The organism is Arthrobacter sp. MMS24-T111, from assembly GCF_054888995.1.
In genome coordinates this window covers 1,546,519-1,569,830 of the sequence record NZ_JBTZRO010000001.1, presented here as the reverse complement: position 1 = coordinate 1,569,830, position 23,312 = coordinate 1,546,519, and the positions used below count along the sequence as shown (strand labels likewise).

Here is a 23,312-nt window from a genome sequence, read left to right as displayed (position 1 = left end):
TTCGGGGCTAGGCTTGGCACATGCAGGTGAACTCTGAGGCAACTACCGGGCACGCCGCGCAGGATGCACCAGCGGAGGCGACGCGGCAGGTGCCTCAGGGCACCCGGGTGGCGGGCGCCGTCGTCGCTCGTGATCCTGGTGCCGGTGACGCCGAAAAAGCGGCAGCGCTGCGGAAGATGAAGCTGCTGGCGCTGAGCCTGCTCATTGCCATGGCCGTGATCTTCGTCTTCGCGTTTGCCCTCCAGAAGGACTACCCGTGGCTGCAGTACGTGCGCGCGGCGGCCGAGGGCGGCATGGTGGGCGCACTCGCCGACTGGTTCGCCGTCACGGCCCTGTTCAAGTACCCCATGGGCATCAAGATTCCGCACACCGCGATCATTCCCCGCCGGAAAGACCAGATCGGCGCCTCCCTGGGCGAGTTCGTCGAGACGAATTTCCTGTCCGAACAGGTGGTCCAGGACAAGCTGGCCAGCGTCAACATCGCCGGCCGTGCCGGCCAGTGGCTGGCCGCGCCGGGCGGTGCGGAGCGGGTGGCCAAGGAAGGCGCCGCCGTGATCCGCGGCGCCTTCAAGGTTTTGAATGACGACGACGTCCAGGCCGTCATCGAGGGCATGGTGCGCAAGCACCTGCTCACCCCGCCGTGGGGGCCGCCGGTGGGCAGGCTCGCCGAGCGGATCTTCCATGACGGGCACCACCACACGCTGGTGGACCTGATGGTGGACCGCGCCGCGGACTGGGTGGACGACAACCACGAGACGGTCAGCCGCCTGGTGTCCGACCGCTCCCCCACCTGGGTGCCGCAGTTCGTGGACGGGCTGGTGGGCGACAAGGTGTACGTCGAGATCTTGAAGTTCGTCCGGGCGGTCCAGGCCGACCCCAACCACCAGGTGCGGCAGTCGATCGACAAGTGCCTGAACGACCTCGCGCAGGACCTTCAGCACGACCCGGCCATGATTGCCCGGGCCGAGGACATCAAGGCCCAGGTCCTGGGTGATCCCGAGGTGCGCGAACTCGCGTCCCGCACGTGGGGCACCGTCAAGAATGCGCTGCTCGGTGCCGTGGACGATCCCGACAGCGAACTCACCATCAAGTTCAAGGCAGCTGTGCGGGATTTCGGGACCAGGCTGGTGGGCGACCCCGAACTGGCGGGGAAGGTCAACGCCTGGATCGGGGACGCCGCGGCCTACTTGGTGAAGACTTACCGCTCGGACATCGCCGGGGTCATCACGGACACGGTGGCCCGCTGGGATGCCGAGGAGACCTCGCAGAAGATCGAACTGCAGGTGGGCAAGGACCTGCAGTTCATCCGCATCAACGGCACGGTGGTTGGTTCCTTGGCGGGGCTTGCGATCTTCACGGTGGCGCAACTCATCTTTGGCTAATTGATCGGTCCACCACGAACAGTTTTCTGTGCGGCGCACATCCGATCTCGACGCGACCCGTCCTCCACGCAGCGCATATTCCTTTGCGCTCCGGATATTTGGGGTGCGCCAATGCCTTTGGGCCGCGCCACCAAATACCTGGGTCGAAGACTTACGCGAACGGCTCGAACTGGACGCCTGCTGCCTCAAGTCCTGCCCTGATCCGGACCGCCATCTCCACGGCTTCAGGTGTCCCACCGTGAATGCACAGGGAGTCCGGCCGGACCGCAATGACAGTTCCGTCCACGGCCGCCACTTCGCCTCGCGTGGCCAGGCGGACGGCCCGTTCCACAACCGCATCGACGTCGTACAGGACGGCATCGTCCTCGGAAAGCGGCACCGGGCTGCCATCGGCGCGGTAGGCACGGTCGGCGAAGGCCTCGACGAACACCGGGTGCCCCGCTTCCTTGGCCTGCTTCAGCAGCTCCGAGCCGGGGAGGCCCAGGATGGGCAGGCCGGGATCGTAGGCGTTGATGGCCGCCACCACGGCGGAGGCCTGCTCGGCCTCGCGGACAGTGGTGTCGTACAGCGCACCATGCGCCTTCACGTAGTCAACGGAGGCACCCACCGCATGCGCGACGCCGTCGAGCGCCCCCAGCTGGTACAGCACGTCGCCGAACAGCTCATCAAAACTCATATCCAGCGAGCGGCGGCCGTAGCCGGCCAGATCGCGGTAGCCGAGGTGGGCCCCGACGGTGACATCCAGTTCGTAGGCGGCCCTGCAGCTGTCCAACATGGTGATGGGGTCACCGGCGTGCAGGCCGCACGCCACATTTACGCTGGTGGCCACCTGGAACATAGCCGGATCGCCTCCTGCGGTCCAGGAGCCGAATGATTGCCCTACGTCAGCGTTGAGATCCAAGTGTGTTGCCTTCCAGCGTCAGGTTGTCCGGCGCGGCAGCGGCGGTCAGCTCGCCGGGAATGGTGTCCGGCATCGGCCCAAAAGCCTCGCGGGCGTTCCTGGCCACTGCGCGGCCCATCATGAGGTTACCGGCCCCACCCACAACAGCGCCTATCCCGAAGGGCAGGGCGCGGCCAAACAACGCCGTGCCCTGCCGCTTCAGGAGATTCTTCAGGAAGGCCGACTGGATCCGCTTGCGGACGCTCCCGAATCCCGGCACCACCATCGACTTGGACAGGACGCTCCCCCAGGCATTGCCGGCGCTGTTGCCGGCTGCCTGGCCGCTGAGGGTCCCCAGCAGCGCGGTGCCCTCTTCGCCGAGCATGATGGCCATGACCATGGTGCCGGCTTTCTCCGGGTTGGTCAGCCTGATGCCGTGCAGTTCAGCCAGTGAGGTTGCATAAAGGGCTGTGGCTTCGAGGAAGCCAACGGTGGCGGCCGCGGAAAGTCCCAGCGACGCCACGGTTCCAACGCCGGGGACGACGGCGGTGGCACCCACCAGGGCGCCTCCGCCGGCAACAGCGCGGAGGTAGTCGCGTTCTGCGATGTCCGCCAACTGCGCGGCCGTGGCCCGCGGATGCTTCTTTTGGAGCCTCCGGATGTAGCCCACCACCAAAGGCCGCTGGATCTGCACCGCTTTCAGGAGCATGTTGTGGACGCCGGGCTTGGGCTTGCCCTGGGCGTCAAACAACGCGTTATGGGCGGTTTCCTGTGCGATACGGAGTGCGGGGTTGCTGCGCCGGGCCATGGTCACCTTCATTCAAATCGACCTGCAGCGCGTGGCTGCCGTGTCATCCCATCCTAAGTGGATAAACACTAAGCATGCTTACACTTTTTGGGCCGGCTCTTCAGCGTCCGCGCGTTCGCCGCTGCGACCGGCGGCCTCGTCGGCCCGAAGCTCCGCCCGGAAGACCTCGAAGCGGGTCAGGTGCGCGGGACGGCGCCGAAGAATGGCCCACGCCACGCCAAGGATGACGAACCAGATGGGGGTCACCAGCAGAGCAGCGAGCGTATCGGGCTGGGTGGTCAGGGCCCAGAGGACGAAGGCGAAGAACGCGTACACCACCCACACGGCGGGGATGCCACCGGGCATTTTGAACTTCGAGGCCGCATGCAGGTGCGGGCGGCGGCGGCGGAAGGAGATGTAGCTGGCGAGGATGATCGACCAGACGAAGACGAAGCAGACCGCAGACACGGTGGTCACCATTTCAAAAGCCATGCCAACATCCTGGCCGGCATACATGAGGACGACGCCGGACAGCAGCAGGACGCACGACAGGAACAGCGCGTTGCTGGGCACCTTCCGTGAGGAGAGCCGGCTGAAGACACCGGGGGCGTCGCCTTCCTGGGCCAGGCCGAAGACCATACGGGACGTGGAGTAGATGCCGGAGTTCGCAGAGGACATCGCCGAAGTGAGGACCACCAGGTTGACCACTGTAGCCGCGGCACCGAGACCGGCCAGGGAGAACATCCCAATGAAGGGGCTGTGGCCTGCGGCGAACTGGGTCCACGGGGTGACTGACATCAGGATGACCAGCGCGCCGACATAGAAGAGCAAAACGCGGACGGGGATGGCGTTGATGGCCCTGGGCAGCGTGCGCTCGGGATTCTTGGCCTCGGCGGCGGTGGTGCCCACCAGTTCGATGCCCACGAAGGCGAATACTGCAATCTGGAATCCGGCCACGAAGCCCATGAACTCATTGGGGAAGAACCCGCCGTGGCTCCACAGGTTGGTGAAGCTTGCGGTGCCCGCGTCGCTCTGGAAACCGGTGAAGATCATGAAGAGCCCCACAATAAACAGGGCCGCTATGGCGACGATCTTGATGAGGGCGAACCAGAACTCGGTCTCGCCGAAGGCCTTGACCGTTGCGAGGTTCAGCAGCAGCAGGATGCCCACCGTGGCCAGGCCCGGGATCCAAAGCGGCAGCGCCGGCCAAAGTTCCTTCGAGTACCCTGCGATGGCGATGACGTCCGCGATTCCGGTGATCACCCAGCAGAACCAGTATGTCCACCCGGTGAAGAAGCCTGCCCACGGACCCAGGAGGTCGGCGGCGAAATCACTGAAGGACTTGTAGTTCAGGTTGCTCAGCAGCAACTCGCCCATGGCACGCATGACGAAGAAAAGCATGAAGCCGATGATCATGTACACGAAGATCACGGAAGGTCCGGCGGCGGAAATGGTCTTGCCGGAACCCATGAACAGGCCCGTGCCGATCGCGCCACCAATGGCGATGAGCTGGATATGCCGGTTGGTGAGTTGCCGTTCCAGGTGGGGAGGCCCGCTGCGGGCTGCCGTGCCAGCGCCCTGGCCGCGGGCTGGTTCGCTGTTGGACGTGGGGGGATGAATCGCCATGAGGAACTCCATCGATAAAGCGGCTTTTGGGGCCGCAAAGATTTGGTTCCTCCCCGCTCTGTTGTGGACCTGAGAGTTTCCGCGGCCAAAGCCGCTTGCACCGTCGGTGAGCCAAGGCCATGCCTGGCTGCTTTCCAGAGTTGCCTGTCCGCGGCGGTACGTGGGCCTGAGAGTTTCCTGGGGAGGGTTTGCTCCTACGGCGCCTGCTGGGTGTACCCGGCAGGACTCTCCCGCCGCAGGTCGAAGGCGTATTCAGTTGGGGGCCGCCGGCCTTTTAGGCCGAGGCCGGCCATGCAACGGGACAGGCGCCGACTGGTGGACTGCTCCGGATACGCTGAGCCAGCCACCGGCGGCGCCAATCCCGGGTTCAGTGTGGTGTCCGTCACGATCGAATGTCAAACCCCTCCCGACACAAGCGGGGAATGAAGGCGTCACGTGCCCACTCAAGCCCCTCACCGAACCCTGCCGATTTGCCATGGACGGGTCCGGCCCGGTACCTTGTGAGCCGAATCACCCACATTTGAATAAGCCTTTCGAGCTGTGACGGGAGAGTCCTCCCGGCGAATCACCGGACAGGCGCCGTAGGAGCAAATCCTCCCCAGGAATCTCTCAGGCCCATGTACCGTCACGGCGAGGCGACTCTGGAAAGCAACCAGGCTTCTGCCGGGTTCACCGACGGTGCAAGCGGCCCCTGCCACCAGCAGGCAACGCGGAATCTCTCAGGTCCAATACAGAGCGGGGAGGGACCCATCCCACGCCGTGCCACCCTGGCCGGCCAGATCCGGAGTTCCTCATGACGATTCATTCGCATCCAACATCGTTTGTTGACCGCCATATCGGCGCACGCCGCCAGGCCGACGTCGACACCATGCTCAAGGCCGTGGGCTACGACAGCCTTGATGGCCTGGTTGACGTGGCCGTCCCTGCGTCCATCCGCCAGGAAACTGCGCTGAACCTGACCGAAGCCCTCAGTGAGGTGGAGGTCCTCGCCGAGCTGCGCCGGATCGCCGGCCGGAACAAGACCGCCATCCAGATGATCGGCCAGGGCTACTACGACACCGTGACCCCGCCGGTGATCCGCCGCAACATCCTGGAATCCCCGGCCTGGTATACCGCCTACACCCCATACCAGCCGGAAATCTCGCAGGGCCGGCTCGAGGCACTGCTGAACTTCCAGACCATGGTGCAGGACCTCACTGCACTCCCCGTGGCCAACGCCTCGTTGCTGGACGAGGCCACCGCCGTGGCCGAGGCCGTGCTCTAATGCGCAGGGCAAATAAGGACAAGAATGCCAAGGATGGCAGGACCGTGCTCGACGCCGACTGCCTGCCGCAGACCATCGCCATCGTGCAGGGTCGCGCCGAGGCGCTCGGCTTCGAGGTGGAGGTCGCGGACCTGTCCACGGGCCTGCCGGAGGGTGCCATCAACGGCGTCGTGCTGCAGCAACCTGGGGTGTCCGGCCGCGTGTGGGACCACTCCGCCGTGATCGCCGCTGCCAAGGACCGGGGCGCGCTGGTCACGGTCGCGGCCGACCTGCTGGCGCTGGCCCTGATCACCCCTCCCGGTGAGCAGGGCGCGGACATCGCCGTCGGCTCCACCCAGCGTTTTGGCGTGCCGTTGTTCTTTGGGGGGCCGCACGCCGCCTACATGGCGGTCCGGAAGGGGATGGAACGTACCCTTCCGGGCAGGATCGTAGGAGTGTCCAAGGACAACGCCGGCACCCCTGCCTACCGCCTGGCTTTGCAGACCCGCGAGCAGCACATCCGCCGCGAGAAGGCCACGTCCAATATCTGCACGGCCCAGGCGCTGCTGGCCATCGTTGCGTCCATGTATGCCGTGTACCACGGCCCCGACGGCCTGAAGGCGATTGCCGAGACCGTCCACCACAAGGCCAGGGTCCTGGCCACCGCCCTTAGGGCCATGGGCCGCGAACTGGTTAGCGATTCCTTCTTCGACACCGTGACGGTGCGCGTTCCGGGCAAGGCTGCCAAGGTGGTCACCGCTGCCGAGGCGCGCGGCATCAACCTGCGCTTCGTTGACCAGGACACCGTCGGCGTCTCCGTCGATGAGACGACGACGGCGGCAACACTATCCGCCGTCGCCGTCGCCTTTGGTGCCGGTCCGGTGGGTGACGCCCAAGGTTTCGAACTGCCCGACGCCATCTTGCGCACCTCGGCCTATCTGCAGCATCCGGTGTTCAACACGCACCGGTCTGAAACCCAGCTGCTGCGTTACATCCGCAAGCTCTCTGACCGTGACCTGGCCCTGGACCGGACCATGATCCCGTTGGGTTCGTGCACCATGAAGTTGAACGCGACGGCTGAGATGGAAGCGATTTCCTGGCCGGAGTTCGCCTCGATCCACCCGTTCGCCCCGGATACCCAGACCGAGGGCTGGCGCGAACTCATTTCCGGCCTGGAAGCGGACCTTGCCGAGATCACCGGGTATGACCAGGTCTCCATCCAGCCCAACGCCGGCTCCCAGGGCGAACTCGCCGGCCTGCTGGCGATCCGCGGCTACCACCACTCCCGCGGTGAGCAGCAGCGTAACGTCTGCCTGATCCCGGCCTCGGCGCACGGCACCAACGCCGCCTCCGCCGTCCTCGCCGGCATGAAGGTCGTGGTCGTGGCCACCGCCGCTGACGGGACGATCGACCACGAGGACCTGACGGCCAAGATCGAGGCGAACAAGGATGTCCTGTCGGCCATCATGATCACCTACCCCTCCACCCACGGCGTGTTCGACGGGGATGTCCGGGAGGTCTGCGACGCCGTCCACGCCGCGGGGGGCCAGGTCTACATTGACGGGGCGAACCTGAACGCCCTGGTGGGGCTGGCCCAGCCGGGCCGGTTCGGCGGGGACGTCTCGCACCTGAACCTGCATAAGACCTTCTGCATCCCGCACGGTGGCGGGGGACCCGGTGTGGGCCCGGTCGCTGCGAAGGCGCACCTGGCACCGTTCATGCCCGGCGATGCGAACAAGGCCGCGCACGAGCCCGGGCACGGGGTGGCGATTTCGGCGTCCAGGTTCGGTTCGGCCGGGGTGCTGCCGATCTCGTGGGCGTACGTGAAGCTGATGGGCGGGCAAGGCCTGACCGAGGCCACCAAGTCCGCGCTGCTGGCCGCGAACTATGTCGCGTCCCGCCTGAACGAGTACTTCCCGGTCCTCTACACCGGTGAGGGCGGGCTGGTGGCGCACGAGTGCATCCTGGACCTGCGCGAACTCACGGCGAAGACCGGGGTCACGGCCGAGGACGTGGCCAAACGGCTGATCGACTTCGGGTTCCACGCCCCCACCCTGTCCTTCCCCGTCGCGGGCACCCTCATGGTGGAACCCACCGAGTCCGAGGACCTCGCCGAGATCGACCGCTTCATCGAAGCCATGATCACCATCCGCCAGGAAATCGACCAGGTAGCCAACGGCGACATCACCCTGGAGGCATCCCCGGTGCGCAACGCACCCCACACGGCTGCCGCCGTCGTCTCCTCTGACTGGGACCGCGCCTACCCGCGGGAGCAAGCCGCGTTCCCCGTTGCCTCGCTCCGCCAGGACAAGTACTTCCCACCCGTCGGCCGGATCGACGGCGCCGCCGGCGACCGGAACCTGGTCTGCTCCTGCCCGCCCCTCGAAGCGTTCGAGACTTCGACAAGCTCAATCACCGGATTGGAAGACTGATTCCCATGACCGAGAACTACACCGCTCTTTTCGAGCAGCACAAGAAGGCCGGGGCCTCGTTCACGGACTTCGGCGGCTGGCAGATGCCGCTCAAGTACGAGTCTGAACTCGCGGAACACCACGCTGTCCGCAAGGCCGCCGGGCTGTTCGACCTCTCCCACATGGGAGAAGTCTGGGTCACCGGCCCCGACGCCGCCGCGTTCCTGGACTACGCCCTGGTGGGCAAGATCTCCGCGGTCGCCATCGGCAAGGCAAAGTACTCGCTGATCTGCAACGAAGACGGCGGCATCATCGACGACCTCATCACCTACCGCCGGCCATCCCCCGAAGAGGGCGTTGACAGGTACCTGGTGGTGCCCAACGCGGGCAACGCCGCAGTGGTGGCCAAGGAACTCCTGGAACGCTCCGCCGCCTTCGACGTCACTGTGGAGGACGCCTCCGCCAACACCTCGCTGATCGCCGTCCAGGGACCGAATTCCGAAGCGATCCTCCTGACGCTGGTCCCGGCCGAACAGCACGCACTACTCACCGGGCTCAAGTACTACGCCGCCGTGGAGGTGGGCATCGCCGTCAACGGCACGGTCCAAGACCTGCTCGTGGCCCGGACCGGCTACACCGGCGAGGACGGGTTCGAGATCTACGTTCCCAACCTGGACGCGCCCGCGCTGTGGGAGGCACTGCTCCAGGCCGGCGAAGGCTCCGGCCTGGTGCCCGCCGGCCTCGCCGCCCGCGACTCGCTACGCCTCGAAGCCGGGATGCCGCTCTACGGCAACGAACTCTCCCGCTACGTCAACGCTTACGCGGCAGGCCTGGGCCCCGTGGTGTCGCTGGCCAAGGAGAGCGACTTCGTGGGCAAGGACGCCCTGGCAGCCATCAAGGCCGCCGGAGTCGGATCAACCATCGGGCAGAAGCTGGTGGGCCTCAAGGGGGCCGGACGCCGTGCCGCCCGCGCCCACTACCCCGTCCTTAAGGACGGCACCCTGGTGGGCGAAGTAACCTCGGGCCAGCCCTCCCCCACGCTCGGATACCCCATCGCCATGGCCTACGTCGAGGTCGAATTTGCTGAAGTCGGCACCGTCCTGGACATCGACCTCCGCGGCAAGCCCGAGCGCTTCGAAGTGGTGCCCCTCCCCTTCTATAAGCGCCAGAAGTAACCCCTTTTCGCCCGACCACGACTTGTTTTTGATAAAGAAGGAAAAATAGGCAATGAGCAAAGTTGTAGCTGAACTGAAATACTCCGCCGAGCACGAATGGGTTGCTGTGGACGGATCCGGGCCTGCGGGGATCGGGATTTCCGCCGTGGCGGCCGACGCCCTGGGCGACATCGTCTACGTGGATCTGCCCGAGGTCGGCTCCATCGTCACGGCCGGCGAAACCTGCGGCGAGGTGGAATCCACCAAGTCCGTCTCCGACCTCTACGCCCCGGTCACCGGCGAGGTCACCGAGATCAACGACGGCGTGGTCTCGGACCCCGCCCTGATCAACAGCGATCCCTACGGTGCAGGCTGGCTCTTCAAGGTGTCCGTCACCGAGGAAGGCCCGCTCATGTCCGCCGAGGAATACGCCGCAGCAAACGGCGGCGAGCTGTGAGCGCCCCGGCAGAAGTGGGCGCCTTCGAGCAGGTGGCCTCCCCCAGCCTGAACGCCGACCTGTCCGTCCTGGACCCTGAGGTTGCCGCCAGGATCGACGACGAGCTTGGCCGCCAGCGCGACGGCCTGGAAATGATCGCCTCCGAGAACCACACGGCCGCCGCCGTCATGCAGGCCCAAGGCTCAGTCCTGACCAACAAGTACGCCGAGGGCTACCCGGGCAAGCGCTACTACGGCGGCTGCGAACACGTCGACGTGATCGAGCAACTGGCGATCGACCGGGTGAAGGCCCTGTTCGGCGCGGAATACGCCAACGTCCAGCCGCACTCCGGAGCCCAAGCCAACGCCTCCGTGATGCACGCCCTGATCAAGCCCGGCGACACCATCATGGGCCTGAACCTGGCGCACGGCGGCCACCTCACGCACGGCATGCGCATCAACTTCTCCGGCAAGCTCTACAACGTGGTGCCGTACCAGGTCCGGGAGGACACCCACACCATCGACATGGCCGAGGTGGAACGCCTGGCCCAGGAGCACAAGCCGCAGCTCATCGTGGCCGGCTGGTCCGCCTACGCCCGCCAGCTGGATTTCGCCGAGTTCCGCCGGATCGCCGATTCCGTGGGCGCGTACCTGATGGTGGACATGGCGCACTTCGCCGGGCTGGTCGCAGCAGGCCTGCACCCGAGCCCGGTGCCGCACGCGCACGTCACCACCTCCACCACGCACAAGACCCTCGCCGGTCCGCGCGGCGGGATCATCCTGAGCAACGACGCCGACATCGCCAAGAAGATCAACTCGGCAGTGTTCCCGGGACAGCAGGGCGGCCCGCTGGAACACGTCATCGCCGGCAAGGCGGTGGCCTTCAAGATCGCCGCCACCGAAGAGTTCCGCGAACGCCAGGAACGTGTGCTCGCCGGCGCGCGCCTGCTGGCAGAACGCCTGGTCCAGCCGGACGTTGTGGCAAAGGGCATCAGTGTGGTCTCCGGCGGCACCGACGTGCACCTGGTCCTCGTCGACCTGCGCAACTGCGAACTTGACGGACAGCAGGCCGAGGACCGGCTCGCCGCGATCGACATCACCGTCAACCGCAACGCCGTGCCCTTCGACCCGCGCCCGCCCATGGTCACCTCAGGCCTGCGCATCGGCACCCCGGCGCTGGCCACCCGCGGCTTCGGCGAGGACGCCTTCCGGGAGGTTGCGGACATCATCGCCGAGGCATTGACGGCCGACGCCGGCGCGGACCTTTCCGGGCTCCGTCACCGCGTCGAGGCCCTCGCCACAGCCCACCCGCTTTACCCAGGCATCGCGCCCCTGTCCTGACCCTGGTTCCGACAGGCTCAACGTACAGTCGTTGAGCCTGTCGGAGCGCCTTTCGAGCAAACAAAGGAAACTACCATGACATTGGCACCTGAAGGCCGGAAGATGCTGCGGATCGAGCAGCGCAATGCTGCCGTTCCGGTGGAGCGGAAGCCGGAATGGATCAAGGCCAAGGTCCAGATGGGCCCGGAGTTCGTCGGGCTGAAGAACCTGGTCAAAAAGGAAGGCCTGCACACCGTCTGTGAAGAGGCCGGCTGCCCGAACATCTTCGAATGCTGGGAAGACAAGGAAGCGACCTTCCTGATCGGCGGGTCCGAATGCACCCGCCGCTGCGACTTCTGCCAGATCGACACCGGCAAACCCTCCCCCGTGGACATGTTCGAACCCACCAAGGTGGCCCGCTCCGTCCAGTCCATGCAACTGCGCTACGCCACCGTCACCGGCGTGGCCCGCGACGACCTCGAAGACGAAGGCGTCTGGCTCTACGCCGAAACCGTCCGCAAGATCCACGAACTGAACCCCGGCACCGGCGTGGAACTGCTCATCCCCGACTTCTCCGGCAACCCCGACCACATCAAGGCGATCTGCGACTCCGCCCCCGAAGTCTTCGCCCACAACGTCGAAACCGTGCCCCGGATCTTCAAACGGATCCGGCCCGCGTTCCGCTACGACCGCTCCCTGGACGTCATCACCCAGGGCCGCAACCTGGGCATGGTCACCAAATCCAACCTCATCCTGGGCATGGGCGAAACCCGCGAGGAAATCTCCGAAGCCCTCCGCGACCTCCACGAAGCCGGCTGCGACCTGATCACCATCACCCAATACCTCCGCCCCTCCGAACGCCACCTCCCCGTGGACCGCTGGGTCAAACCCCAGGAATTCGTGGACCTCCAGCACGAAGCCCAGGACATCGGCTTCCTCGGCGTCATGTCCGGCCCCCTGGTCCGCTCCTCCTACCGCGCCGGCCGCCTCTGGGCCACCGCCATGCGCAAAAAAGGCCGCGACATCCCCGCCGAACTCGCCCACATCGCCGACGGCATCCAAGACTCCGGCACCACCCGCCAGGAAGCCAGCACCCTCCTGGCCGGGTAATCCAGGACGGGGTTCGGCCGGCCCTGCCCAGGGTGGTTGTCCCGGCCGGAACGCCCCTAGACTTGGCCTATGCCCACGCCCAAAGCTTTGCGGCCGTTTGCCCATCGCGAGTACCGTGTGCTGATTGGGGCCCTGGCCATCTCGATTTTCGGGTCCGGGATGTGGGCCGTGGCCATGGTCTACCAGGTGATCCACCTGGGTGGCGGCCCATTGGACCTCTCCCTGGTGGCAGCGGCGGGCAGCGTTGGCCTGGTGGCCTTCGTCCTGGCCGGCGGGATCGCGGCCGACCGGGTCCCCCAGCGCCGCCTCATCATCGCCGTGGAAGGCGCCAACCTTGCAGTGATCGCCGCCATCAGCGGGCTGGCGATCGCCGGTTGGCTGGAATTGTGGCACGTGGCGGTGGGCGCGTTCGTGCTGGGGGTGGGTGCGGCGTTCTTCTTCCCGGCGTACTCAGCCATCCTGCCGCGCATCCTGCCACCGGAGGACCTGCTGGCGGCCAACGGCATGGAAGGGTCCATGCGGCCGGTTTTGCAACAGGCGGCCGGGCCCGCGGCGGCCGGCGTCCTGGTGGCAGCGCTCTCGCCGTCGCACGCAGTAACCGCGGTTGCCGGTTGCCACTTCGCGGCTTTCGTCATCCTGAACTTCCTGCGCCCCCAGGAACGCCCGGACACCCGCGGCGAAGGCGGGGAAGCGGCGGAAGGCGCGGAACGCCGTCGGCAATCCTTCATCCGGGACTTGCGTGAGGGCGTCAGCTACACCGTGCGCACCCCTTGGCTCCTGTGGACACTCCTGTGGGCCTGCATCTCGGTGCTGTTCCTGATCGGCCCCATCGAGGTGCTGCTCCCGTTTGTGGTCCGCGACCAGCTCGGCGGGGATTCAAGCGCGTTCGGGTTCCTGCTCGCCATCATGGGCGTCGGCGCTGCCCTGGGCTCGCTGCTCACCGCGTCCTTCCGGCTGCCGCGGCGGTACCTCACGGTCATGATGGTGTCCTGGGGTGCCGGCAGCCTTCCCCTGGCCGCGATCGGCGTGATGGACAACTTCTGGGCGGTCGGCGCGGCCCTCTTCGTGTTCGGTGCCACCGGCAGCGTCGGCATGGTCATCTGGGGCACCCTGCTCCAGAGACGCGTGCCGCCGCACCTGCTGGGAAGGATTTCCAGCCTGGACTTTTTTGTGTCGCTGGCCCTGATGCCGGTCTCCATGGCGCTGGCAGGACCGGCGGCGGAGGTACTGCCCATCTGGCTGATCTTCCTCGTGGCCGGCGGCGTGTGCCCCGTCGTGGCGGTGGTGGCCATGGCAGCCGCCGACATGTCCCGCGATGAACGCGCGCACCCGCTGGACGCGGCACTCCAGGTGGAAGGGGCGACGACGGCAGGAGACTAGGGCGGCGGGCGCACCACCGTCTCCTCCCGCCGTCGGACCCACCCGGGTGCCCGGCAGGGGCCTAGCTGTGGCCGCGGACCACCGGGATGCTCGCCGTCGGAAGGCCGCTGGGGAAGACCGTCGGTTCAGGAATGGCCACCGGCTCCAGCGGGACCTGCACGCCCTGCGCCGCTGCGAGGACCCGCTGGCCCCGGACGTCAATTTCCAGGGGTTCACCTTCCTGCACGGTGAGAGTGATGGAACCGGACGCGAGCTGGACCAGCAACAGCCGGCCTCTGACCTTCAGGTGGAAGGCCAGCGAATCCCACTCCGCGGGCAGGCGCGGATCGAAGAACGGGACCGGCCCTTGGTCCCGCAAGCCTGCGAAGCCGCACACCAGGGAGGACCACACGCCGCCCGTGGAGGCGATGTGGACGCCGTCGATCGTATTGCCGTGGGTGTCGTCCAGGTCGATGAACGCGGCACTGGTGAAGTGGTCCAGGGCTTCCTTTGAATACCCCACCTCGGCCGCCATGATCCCCTGCACGCAGGCGGACAGGGTGGAGTCGCCGGTGGTGATGGGATCGTAGAAGTCGAAGGCCCGCTGCTTCTCCCGTGCCGTGAAGTCCTGCCACTGGAGGAACATGGCCAGGACCGTGTCCGCCTGCTTGAGGACCTGGTGGCGGTAGATCACCAGCGGGTGGAAGTGCAGCAGCAGGGGGTACTTGGACCGCGGGGTGGTCCAGTCCCAGGCTTCCAGGGTCATGAAGTCGTTGTCCTGGGAGTGCACCTGCAGGTCCTCATCGAAGGGCAGCTGCATCCGGTTGGCGGCCTGCTCCCAGAGCTTCCCGCTCGGCGTCGTCGATCCCGGGGTGGTCCAGCGCCGCGGCGACCCGCAGGTTGAAGCGGGCCATCACGTTCGTATAGAGGTTGTCATTCACCACGGCCGTGTATTCGTCGGGCCCGGTGACGCCATGGATGTGGAAAAGGCCGTCCTTGCCGAAGAAGCCCAGGGAGATCCACATCCGGGCCGTCTCGATGAGCAGTTGGGCACCCATTCCGTCCCGGAAGGCGGCATCGCCGGTGGCCCAGAGGTACCTGTTGGTGGCGAAGGCGATCGCGGCCGCGATGTGGAACTGGGCCGTTCCGGCAGCGTAATAGGCACTTGCTTCGAGTCCGTTGATGGTGCGCCACGGGAAGAGTGCACCGTCAACGCTCAGTTCCTTGGCGCGGATCTTGGCCTCTGGCAGCATGCCGTGGCGGAACTCCAGGACCTGCCGCGCGCCGTCGGGGTTGGTGTAGGTGAGGTAGGGCAGCAGGTACACCTCCTGGTCCCAGAAGTAGTGCCCCTCGTAGCCGGAGCCGGTTACTCCCTTGGCGGGAATGCCGGCAACATCGGCGCGGGCCGTCGCCTGGGCCAGCTGGAAGAGGTTCCACCGGATGGCCTGCTGAAGCCCCGGGCTGCCGCCGCCCACCACAATGTCGGACGTGGCCCAGTAGCCGCGGTAGTGGGCCATGCTCTCGGCGAAGATCTCGTTCACCGGACGAAGGGCTTCCTCGGCCACCGCGGCTGCATCGACGTTCGGGTCCTGGACGCGGCGGCCGGCGGCGTAGCTGACGCTCTTTTCCAGCCGGAAGGGTTCGTCCGGCTCCACTGCCAGGACATACCGGACGCTGCTGTCATCCTGGTCCACCAGGGTTTCGAAAGGCTGGTGCCCCGCAGAGGTCCAGTGGTCCACGGCCAGGCCCACCCGTTGCTTTGATTCTGCGGCCTCCCACGAGAGGCGCAGCGAACCGTCGCCGCCGTCAAGGTTTACGGGCAGCAGTACCCGTCCGGCGTGGCGGCCGGACCGGCGCGGATCGTGCACGGAGTGGTCCTCCACCGGCTGGTCCTGGCGGTTGATCACCTGGGAGGTGACGTCCAGCGAAACCAGCCGGTCCGTGGCCACTTCCAGCGAGATGCCGAGGCAGCCGCGGGACTCGAAGCCGACGGCGCGCCGTTCAGTGGTGGTCACGGCGGCCCCGGACCGGCACTGCCAGGTGATGCGGCATTCGTAGATTCCGGTGGAAAAGTCCACGGCGCGCCGGTATTCCAGGACCTCGGACTCGGCGAGGCTGAGGCTTTCGCCGTCCACCACCACCGCGAAGTTGTTGGCATCCGGAACGTAGATGATGCGTTGCCCGGTCCGGGCAAAGCCAAAGGCGTTTTCCGCGTGCTTGATGTCCCAAATTTCATGCAGCCCGTTGATGAAGCTGCCGGGCAGGCCGCCATCCGCCGCCGCCCAGTGGGCGCCGCGGATACCCAGGTGCCCGTTTCCCAGGGCAAAGAGTGTTTCGAGGGTGCCTGCGCCACCAGCCTCGTGGCGGGTTTCGACGAGTTGCCAGGGGGTGTCGGGGAACCGTTCGCGGTCCGCGGTAATGACTGCCATGGTGGGGATCCTTTTGGCCTTGCTGGGTGCCGCCGGGGGGCGGGCACGAGGTATTCGGGGAGAATGCGCTGCTCGGATGGGTGCCACTTGGGGGGGTAGCGGCACCGGTAGCCCGGGGGGAACGGGCATCACCGGCTTAGGGGATGAGTTCCTGAAGGTCATTGACCACCAAGGTGGCACCGGCGTCCAGGAGCGTCTGCCGGCCGGCGCCCCGGTCCACCCCAACGACGGAGTGGAACGACCCGGCCCGTCCGGCCTGCACCCCGGACACGGCGTCTTCAACCACCACGCACTCGGCGCTGGAGAGATCCAGCAGTTTCGCGGCGTATTCGTAGGTGGCAGGGCTCGGCTTGCCGGGCAGGCCCTGTTCCGCGGCAACCACCCCGTCCACCACGACCGGGAAGTGGTGGCTGAGCCCGGCCGCCTGCAGGACGGCGGGCGCGTTCCGGGAGGACGAGACGACGGCGACTTTGAGTCCCTGCGCCAGCACCGCTTCGAGGAACCGCACCGAGCCGTCGAAAGGTTCGACGCCGGCGCTGACGATGTCGTTGAAGATCCCGTTCTTCCGGTTGCCCAGGCCCTGGACCGTTTCGTGGGCGGGGTCGTCGTCGAGCGGGCCTTCGGGCAGGGTGATACCGCGGGACGAAAGGAAGTCCCGCACCCCGTCGAAGCGGGGTTTGCCGTCAATATGGTCGAAGTAGTCGCTTTCGCGGTACCCGGGAACGTCCGGATGCGAGGCCAGGTAGCCGTCGAAGAGTTCCTGCCACGCGCGCTCATGCACTGTGGCTGTGGGCGTCAGTACTCCGTCGAGGTCGAACAGGATTGCGGCGGCGCCGGTCCAGTCGGTAGTCCCGGGTGACGTGAGGTGTGTCATCAGCGGTGCGGTGTCCTTTCAGTCTGCGGACAGCCGGCCCCGCCGGTGCGGCCACAGGAGGCTCCCGTGCGCACGCGCACAGCAGCATCTCCGTGTCCGCCCACTGCAGGACCGATCATGGCCACAGACGAGTGTAAGCGCTTGCAAATTTGACTGGCAACTGTTTTTTCCCGGCCCGGCAGCACCGGGCGGAGTTCAGCGCAGCACGTAGTGGCGCAGGAATGCGCTGATGTCCACCATCTCGGCTTTGGACATGGCGTGCCCCATGCCCGGGTAGGTCCGGGCCGTCAGCAATGTGTTGGCAGCCAGCCACTCGGCGGTGTAGCCGGTGGCATCCTCATTGATCACCAGGTCCGCCTTGTCCCGCCCCCAGAAGAACGGCGGCTTGGTGTCGAAGGAGTCCATCGTGGACAGGAGTTCGTGGTTGAGCACGAAGCCGGACAGCCCCACCACGGCCTTGTAGTCATCGGGGTGCAGCCGCAGGAGCGTGCTCGCCATCGCCATCCCCTGGGAATACCCCATCAGGGTGACGCTGCTGTGCTGGTCCTTGACCGCTCCGATCCAGGCCCGCACGGAGGTGGCCGCGGAGATGACGTCCGCGAAGTCGTTGGCCAGGAAGTAGTCGAGCAGGAACCACCCCCAGTGGTCCCCGATGGGCATGGGAGCGCGCAGCGCGGCGAAGGTGAACTCCTGGGGCAGGTACTCGAAGAGGCGCACCATCCGGGACTCGTCCGTGCCGTAGCCGTGCATCATCACCAGCAAGGGGGTGCCGGCGCGCAACTCCTCCGGCTTGGACCACACAACTGTTTCCACCGGACCAGCCTAGCGAGGCATGCACGCCGCCCCGGCGCGGTGATTGAATCCGGAATCGCGGGGAGGTAGCGTGTCGCCTGACAGACAGCATGCTTATCAGTGGCACCACACGCACCACCATCACCGCAATGCCCTACCAGCGCCGCACAGGACGCGGCTATAAGGAGCACGTCATGAGAATTGGCTCGTCTATCTTCCTCATCGCCCTCGGCGCCATTCTTGCCTGGGCCGTGGCTCCAGGGCTGATCCCGTTCGTGGACCAGCAGCTGGTGGGCTACATCCTGATCGCCGTGGGCGTGATTGGCTTGATCGCCTCGCTGATCCTGGCCTCCCCGGGCCGGAGCCGCCGCGTCAGCGAGTCCCGCTCGGTCGTCGATCCCAACACGGGCGAGCGCATCACCCGGCACGAAACCCGCGACGGCGGCATCTAGCCACAGCGGATCCCGGAACGAGAGTCCGGAGCAAGCCATGAACCCGGAAAGCCGGGCTGGACCACCACAGGTCCGGCCCGGCTTTCCCGCGTCCAAAGGGCTTCTTCCCACCCGATTTTGTTTCGTGTGGGTTTCCATTGACAAACCAACATAAGCAAAGATAAAGTCAAGTAACTCAACATCAATGTGATGCCAGTCACGCAGGAACCTACGCAACGGAGGGTACGTGTTCGCCGAAGAGCGCCAGCAAAAGATTGCCGAGCTTGTCGCCGGCAACGGCCGGGTCAGCGTGACCCTGCTGGCAGAGCGCTTCCGCATCACCACCGAAACCGTGCGCAGGGACCTTGCCGCTCTGGAGAACGCGGGCACCGTCCGCCGGGTCCACGGCGGCGCCGTGGCTGCCGACCGCTTCAGCACCACCGAAGAAAGCGTCACCGAGCGTGCCATCCAGCGGCCGGACCAGAAGATCCGCATCGCGGAGGCCGCACTCGCGCTCATTCCACGGAACTCGCCGGCCAGCGTCCTCATGGACGGCGGCACCACCACCGAGGTCCTGGCGGACCTGCTGGCGCGCCGTACCGCCATCGAACCGACCGACGGGACCGGGCCGCACCACGAACTGGTGGTCATCACCCACGCTGTCCCTATCGCCAGCAAACTCTCCAACGTTCCCGGCGTAGCCCTGCAGATCCTGGGCGGACGCGTCCGCGGCATTACCCAGGTTGCCGTGGGGCAGGCGACGGTGGACGCCGCCGCCCGCATTCGCCCGGACATAGCGTTCATCGGCACCAACGGCATCCACGCCACCTTCGGCGTCAGCACTCCCGATCCTGAAGAAGCGGCCGTCAAGGCAGCCTTCGTCCAGTCGGCACGCCGCATTGTGGTGTTGGCCGACTCCTCCAAGCTGGACACGGAAACCCTGGTCCAGTTCGCCTCCCTGAAAGACCTGGACACCTTGATCACAGACAGTGAACCCGGGCCGGAACTCGCGGCCGCCCTGGAAGACGCCGGCGTCGACGTGGTGATCGCATGATCGTCACCTTCACGGCCAACCCCAGCCTTGACCGGACCGTTGCCCTGCCCGGCCCGCTGGCCCGCGGTGAGGTGCAGCGCGCCGTCTCCGTCCGCCAGGAGTCCGGCGGCAAAGGAGTCAACGTCTCCCGCGCCCTGGTGGCGTCCGGCCTCGATTCCCTGGCGGTCCTGCCCGGAGCGGACGGCGATCCCGTCCTGGCCGGACTGCGCGAGCAGGGGGTGCCTTTCGTCTCCCTGCCCATCGACGAGCCGCTGCGGACCAATGTGGCGCTCACCGAACCCGGCGGCGTCACCACGAAGATCAACGAACCCGGGCCGGTCCTGGCCGCAGACCAGCAGGAAGCGCTCATCAAGTTGCTGCTGGAAAGCTCGCGCGGCGCCAACTGGGTGGTCCTGGCCGGCTCGCTGCCACCCGGGTTCCCGGACAACTTCTACGCCATGGTGGCCCGGCGGATCCGGGAGGCGGGCAATGGCACAGCGCCCCTGATCGCCGTCGACTCCTCCGGGGCGCCCCTGGCCGCCTCCCTGACCGACGCCGGAAGCTTTGACGACGGTACGGGCAGCGGCGCAACAACCCCAGGTTCCGGGAAACCGGACCTCCTCAAACCCAACGCCGAAGAACTGGCTGAGCTGGCCGCAGCCGCCGGTTTTGCCCCGGCCACCGGAGACGAGCTGGAAGCGGACCCGGCTGCAGCCGCAGCCGCCGCGGCCGCCGTCGTTCGTTCCGGTGTGGGTGCTGTGCTGGCAACTCTCGGTTCCAAGGGAGCTGTCCTTGTAACGGCCGACGGCGCGTGGCTGGCCACGCACCCGCCGGTCGCCGCAGTGAGCACGGTGGGTGCGGGCGACTCCGCGCTGGCCGGCTACCTGCTCGCCCACGGCCGGGGATCCGCCCCGGCCGACTGCCTTCGTCAGGCGGTGGCCCACGGTGCCGCCGCCGCCTCCCTGCCGGGTTCCACTGTTCCGGCAGTACACCAAACAACCCCGGATGCCGTAACCATCACGGCCCTTCGAAAGGATTGACAGTGACTCAGCTCATCACCACGGAACTGGTCGAGCTCGACCAGAACCTGGGTAACGCGCCCGAAGCGGTGATCCGGCATCTGGCAAGCAAGGTAGCTGCCACCGGACGTGCCTCAGAAGTCGAGGGCCTCTTCGCCGACGCCTTCGCCCGCGAGCAGAAGACCGCCACCGGCATCCCCGGCGGCATCGCCATCCCGCACTGCCGCTCGGCCGCCGTCACGGTACCCACCCTGGCCATGGCCCGCCTGAACCCCAAGGTGGACTTCGGCGCCAAGGACGGCCCGGCGGACCTGGTCTTCTTCATCGCCGCCCCGGACGGCGCGGACCAGGAACACCTGAAGCTGCTCTCCAAACTGGCCCGCTCCCTGATCAAGAAGGACTTCACCGCAGCGCTGCGCAACGCCTCCTCCGAGGCCGAGATCGTGGAACTCGTTGAAGGGGCCTTGGCGGACAAGCCCGCCGCGCACGCTGCCACCGCCCCCGCGGACGCGGTACCGGTTGGTGCCAGCGTTGGCGCAGGTGCCGCCGGCTCCGCCGCCGGTGCCCCGGCCGCCGGTGCGGCCGGGTCCGGCGGGCGCGGCCCCAAGCGCCTGGTAGCCGTCACGGCCTGCCCCACCGGGATCGCACACACCTACATGGCGGCCGATTCCCTCGTGGCAGCCGCCCGGGAAATGGGCGTGGACCTCCAGGTGGAAACCCAAGGCTCGTCCGGCGCCAAGGCACTGGACCCCGCCGTCATCGCCGCCGCGGACGCCGTCATCTTCGCGGTGGACGTGGATGTGCGCGGCAAGGAGCGCTTTGCCGGCAAGCCCGTGATCAACGCCCCCGTGAAGCGCGGCATCGACGAGCCGGACAAGATGGTCCAGGAAGCACTCGCCGCAGCCGACAACCCCCACGCCCGCCGCGTCCCGCACTTCGGTGCCGAGGAGCAGGCCGAGCACGAGGCTGAGGAGAAGGGCGAGCACATCGGGCAGAAGCTGAAGAAGGCCCTGCTCACCGGTGTCAGCTACATGATTCCGTTCGTGGCAGGTGGCGGCCTCCTGATCGCCCTCGGCTTCCTCATGGGCGGCTACCTGATCACCAAGTACGCGGACAACATCGTGGTCCAGAACAGCCTGTTCAACCTGCCCACCGAGTTCCCTGACAACGCGTGGGGTCCGCTGGGCGCCTACCTGGGGGCCGTACTGTTCAAGATCGGTGCGCTCTCGCTGGGCTTCCTGGTCCCGGCGCTGGCCGGCTACATCGCCTACGCGATCGCCGACCGTCCGGGCATCGCCCCCGGCTTCGTCGCCGGTGCCGTGGCCGGATTCATGGGAGCCGGCTTCCTCGGCGGCATCGTCGGCGGCCTGCTCGCCGGCTACATCGCCCACGTGGTGGGCCGCCTGCAGGTAGCCCGCTGGCTGCGTGGCCTGATGCCCGTGGTGATCATCCCGCTGCTGGCATCGCTGGTGGCGTCCGGCCTGATGTTCCTGATCCTGGGCGGCCCGATCGTGGCCATCACCAAGGGCCTGAATGCCTGGCTGTCCGGCCTGACCGGTGCCGGTGCCATCGCGCTCGGCGTGATCCTGGGCCTGATGATGTGCTTCGACCTCGGCGGTCCCGTCAACAAGGTTGCCTACTCCTTCGCCGTCGCCGGCCTGGGGGCCGCAACCATCGACAACCAGGCGCCCTGGCAGATCATGGCCGCGGTCATGGCCTCCGGCATGGTTCCCCCGCTGGCCATGGCGCTGGCCTCCACCGTCCTGAACAAGAAGCTGTTCAGCCTCGCGGAGCAGGAAAACGGCAAGGCTGCCTGGCTGCTTGGGGCGTCCTTCATCTCCGAAGGTGCCATCCCGTTCGCCGCGGCAGACCCGCTGCGCGTCATCCCTGCCAGCATGCTGGGCGGCGCGGTGACCGGCGCCATCTCGATGGCGGCGGGCGTCGGATCCAAGGCACCGCACGGCGGCATCTTCGTCTTCTTCGCCATCGACAACTTCCTGATGTTCGTTGTCTCGATCGTGGTCGGTACGGTAGTTACGGCCCTGTCCGTGATCGCCCTCAAACGCTGGGCAGTCAAGAAGACCGTTGATACGGTTGAACCGGTTCCCGTAACCGTCTAAGCCGGCCCCGACCCACCTATCCTCCCGGCGCTGAAACGTCAGCACGCCGAACGACAAAGGAGCAACAATGCCAGAACGCACCGCAACCGTCGCCAGCCGAGTGGGCCTGCACGCACGCCCCGCCGCCATCTTCGCTGAAGCGGCAGGCGAATTCGACCTGGAGATCACCATCGCCCGTGAGGGAGAGCCGGCAGAGGAAGCAATGGATGCCGCCAGCATCCTGTCCCTCATGAGCCTGGGCGCCTCGCACGGCGACGTGGTGGTCCTCCGCGCCGAGGGCGCGGGTGCGGACGACGCCCTGGAGCGCCTGGTGCAGATCCTGGAAACGGATCACGACGCCGAGTAGCAGCCACGCTGCCTGGCAGCACACAGCCGGCGGCCGCCGTCGGGCTTCCCCTGAAGAGGGACGCCCGACGGCGGCCGCTTGGCTTTAAGCGCCACACCACCCAAGCAGGTCGCAGTGGGGGCGGGAATCAGCCGCGTTCGGCGATGGCCTTCACGTCCGCCACCAGCTTGTCCCACATCGCCTGGGAGTGGGCGGCAGCTTCTTCGCTGGGGTTGTTGTCCTGGGCCAGGGCCAGGCGGGTGGTGCCGCCTTGGTCCTCCAGGGTCCATTCGAGCGTGTGGTAGTTTCCGGGCTCGTCAGGTTGGCCGGACAGCGGACTGAAGTGGGTGTGGACCAATTTCCGCCCAGGTTCCACGGCCAGGATCTCGCCCTTGTCCTGGTACGGCTTCCCTTCCCACTCGCCCTGCCAAATGATGGGGCTGCCAACTTTCCAGTCCGTCTGCATGGTGGCTCCGAACATGAACTCCTTCACCGCCGCGGGGTCGGTGATCACCTCCCATACACGGTCCGGCGGGGCGTCGATGGTGGTGACTGACGTTGCCACGTGGTTTCCGGTCATGC

17 protein-coding genes, 2 pseudogenes and 3 riboswitches are annotated in these 23,312 nt (G+C 66.8%); of the genes and pseudogenes, 12 read left to right on the top strand and 7 right to left on the bottom strand.

Annotated features, from left to right (window positions below; all coding sequences use genetic code 11):
- Positions 1–20: 20 nt before the first annotated feature.
- Entirely contained in the window at positions 21–1,382 is a 1,362-nt protein-coding gene (locus tag ACX5I6_RS07265; protein WP_461840008.1) for a DUF445 domain-containing protein, read from the top strand.
- Positions 1,383–1,533: 151 nt separating this feature from the next.
- Here ACX5I6_RS07265 and ACX5I6_RS07260 read toward each other — a convergent pair whose 3' ends face one another.
- From ACX5I6_RS07260 to ACX5I6_RS07250, 3 genes are all read right to left on the bottom strand, one after another.
- Entirely contained in the window at positions 1,534–2,283 is a 750-nt protein-coding gene (locus ACX5I6_RS07260) for a LamB/YcsF family protein (RefSeq protein WP_461840007.1), read from the bottom strand.
- Positions 2,267–3,070 (bottom strand): hypothetical protein, encoded by an 804-nt coding sequence (locus tag ACX5I6_RS07255; RefSeq protein WP_285247467.1) that lies wholly within the window; start codon positions 3,068–3,070, stop codon positions 2,267–2,269. Before ACX5I6_RS07255 ends, ACX5I6_RS07260 begins: the two co-directional genes overlap by 17 nt.
- 78 nt (positions 3,071–3,148) lie before the next feature.
- Positions 3,149–4,675 (bottom strand): amino acid permease, encoded by a 1,527-nt coding sequence (locus ACX5I6_RS07250; protein WP_461840006.1) that lies wholly within the window; start codon positions 4,673–4,675, stop codon positions 3,149–3,151.
- Between the two features lie 48 nt (positions 4,676–4,723).
- Positions 4,724–4,819: riboswitch (glycine riboswitch) on the bottom strand.
- Positions 4,820–4,918: riboswitch (glycine riboswitch) on the bottom strand. It abuts the riboswitch before it with no gap.
- A gap of 291 nt (positions 4,919–5,209) precedes the next feature.
- Positions 5,210–5,310: riboswitch (glycine riboswitch) on the top strand.
- A gap of 158 nt (positions 5,311–5,468) precedes the next feature.
- On the opposite strand from ACX5I6_RS07250, the pseudogene gcvP reads away from it, so the two are divergent.
- The 6 genes and pseudogenes from gcvP to ACX5I6_RS07220 all read left to right on the top strand — a co-directional run bounded on the left by gcvP (position 5,469) and on the right by ACX5I6_RS07220 (position 13,728).
- Positions 5,469–8,350 (top strand): annotated as a pseudogene (gcvP, locus tag ACX5I6_RS07245) (aminomethyl-transferring glycine dehydrogenase).
- A gap of 5 nt (positions 8,351–8,355) precedes the next feature.
- Positions 8,356–9,504 carry a glycine cleavage system aminomethyltransferase GcvT gene (gene gcvT, locus ACX5I6_RS07240; RefSeq protein ID WP_461840005.1) on the top strand — a complete coding sequence of 383 codons (1,149 nt, stop codon included), beginning with the start codon at positions 8,356–8,358 and terminating at the stop codon, positions 9,502–9,504.
- A gap of 52 nt (positions 9,505–9,556) precedes the next feature.
- Positions 9,557–9,940, top strand: a complete 384-nt coding sequence (gcvH, locus tag ACX5I6_RS07235; RefSeq protein ID WP_109863887.1) for a glycine cleavage system protein GcvH — start codon at positions 9,557–9,559, stop codon at positions 9,938–9,940.
- Complete coding sequence (gene glyA, locus ACX5I6_RS07230) at positions 9,937–11,259, top strand: serine hydroxymethyltransferase (protein WP_461840004.1); 1,323 nt, start codon at positions 9,937–9,939, stop codon at positions 11,257–11,259. Before gcvH ends, glyA begins: the two co-directional genes overlap by 4 nt.
- A 75-nt stretch (positions 11,260–11,334) precedes the next feature.
- Positions 11,335–12,348, top strand: a complete 1,014-nt coding sequence (gene lipA, locus ACX5I6_RS07225; RefSeq protein WP_461840003.1) for a lipoyl synthase — start codon at positions 11,335–11,337, stop codon at positions 12,346–12,348.
- Between the two features lie 69 nt (positions 12,349–12,417).
- Complete coding sequence (locus tag ACX5I6_RS07220; protein WP_461840002.1) at positions 12,418–13,728, top strand: MFS transporter; 1,311 nt, start codon at positions 12,418–12,420, stop codon at positions 13,726–13,728.
- A gap of 61 nt (positions 13,729–13,789) precedes the next feature.
- Here the strand turns inward: ACX5I6_RS07220 and ACX5I6_RS07215 are convergent.
- The 3 genes and pseudogenes from ACX5I6_RS07215 to ACX5I6_RS07205 all read right to left on the bottom strand — a co-directional run bounded on the left by ACX5I6_RS07215 (position 13,790) and on the right by ACX5I6_RS07205 (position 17,823).
- A pseudogene (locus ACX5I6_RS07215) lies at positions 13,790–16,136 on the bottom strand (glycoside hydrolase family 65 protein).
- Positions 16,137–16,272: 136 nt separating this feature from the next.
- The gene (locus ACX5I6_RS07210; protein ID WP_461840001.1) at positions 16,273–17,010 is read right to left on the bottom strand and encodes an HAD family hydrolase; all 738 of its coding nucleotides are present in this window, start codon (positions 17,008–17,010) and stop codon (positions 16,273–16,275) included.
- Between the two features lie 195 nt (positions 17,011–17,205).
- Positions 17,206–17,823, bottom strand: coding sequence for an alpha/beta hydrolase (locus ACX5I6_RS07205; protein ID WP_461840000.1), 618 nt, complete (start codon positions 17,821–17,823; stop codon positions 17,206–17,208).
- 173 nt (positions 17,824–17,996) lie between these two features.
- Between ACX5I6_RS07205 and ACX5I6_RS07200 the strand changes: the two genes are divergently transcribed.
- The 5 genes from ACX5I6_RS07200 to ACX5I6_RS07180 all read left to right on the top strand — a co-directional run bounded on the left by ACX5I6_RS07200 (position 17,997) and on the right by ACX5I6_RS07180 (position 22,751).
- On the top strand, positions 17,997–18,254 hold the full coding sequence (locus ACX5I6_RS07200) for a DUF6458 family protein (RefSeq protein WP_285246918.1): 258 nt from the start codon (positions 17,997–17,999) through the stop codon (positions 18,252–18,254).
- Positions 18,255–18,480: 226 nt separating this feature from the next.
- Positions 18,481–19,287: a DeoR/GlpR family DNA-binding transcription regulator gene (locus ACX5I6_RS07195; protein WP_018763713.1), complete on the top strand. Its 807-nt coding sequence runs from the start codon at positions 18,481–18,483 to the stop codon at positions 19,285–19,287.
- Positions 19,284–20,306 carry a 1-phosphofructokinase family hexose kinase gene (locus ACX5I6_RS07190; RefSeq protein ID WP_018763714.1) on the top strand — a complete coding sequence of 341 codons (1,023 nt, stop codon included), beginning with the start codon at positions 19,284–19,286 and terminating at the stop codon, positions 20,304–20,306. The genes ACX5I6_RS07195 and ACX5I6_RS07190 overlap by 4 nt, the downstream gene beginning before the upstream one ends.
- Positions 20,307–20,308: 2 nt before the next feature.
- Positions 20,309–22,405, top strand: a complete 2,097-nt coding sequence (locus ACX5I6_RS07185) for a PTS fructose transporter subunit IIABC (RefSeq protein ID WP_018763715.1) — start codon at positions 20,309–20,311, stop codon at positions 22,403–22,405.
- Between the two features lie 67 nt (positions 22,406–22,472).
- On the top strand, positions 22,473–22,751 hold the full coding sequence (locus ACX5I6_RS07180) for an HPr family phosphocarrier protein (protein WP_285246914.1): 279 nt from the start codon (positions 22,473–22,475) through the stop codon (positions 22,749–22,751).
- Between the two features lie 127 nt (positions 22,752–22,878).
- On the opposite strand, the gene ACX5I6_RS07175 is transcribed toward ACX5I6_RS07180, so the two are convergent.
- Complete coding sequence (locus ACX5I6_RS07175) at positions 22,879–23,310, bottom strand: SRPBCC domain-containing protein (RefSeq protein WP_461839999.1); 432 nt, start codon at positions 23,308–23,310, stop codon at positions 22,879–22,881.
- Positions 23,311–23,312 lie beyond the last annotated feature (2 nt).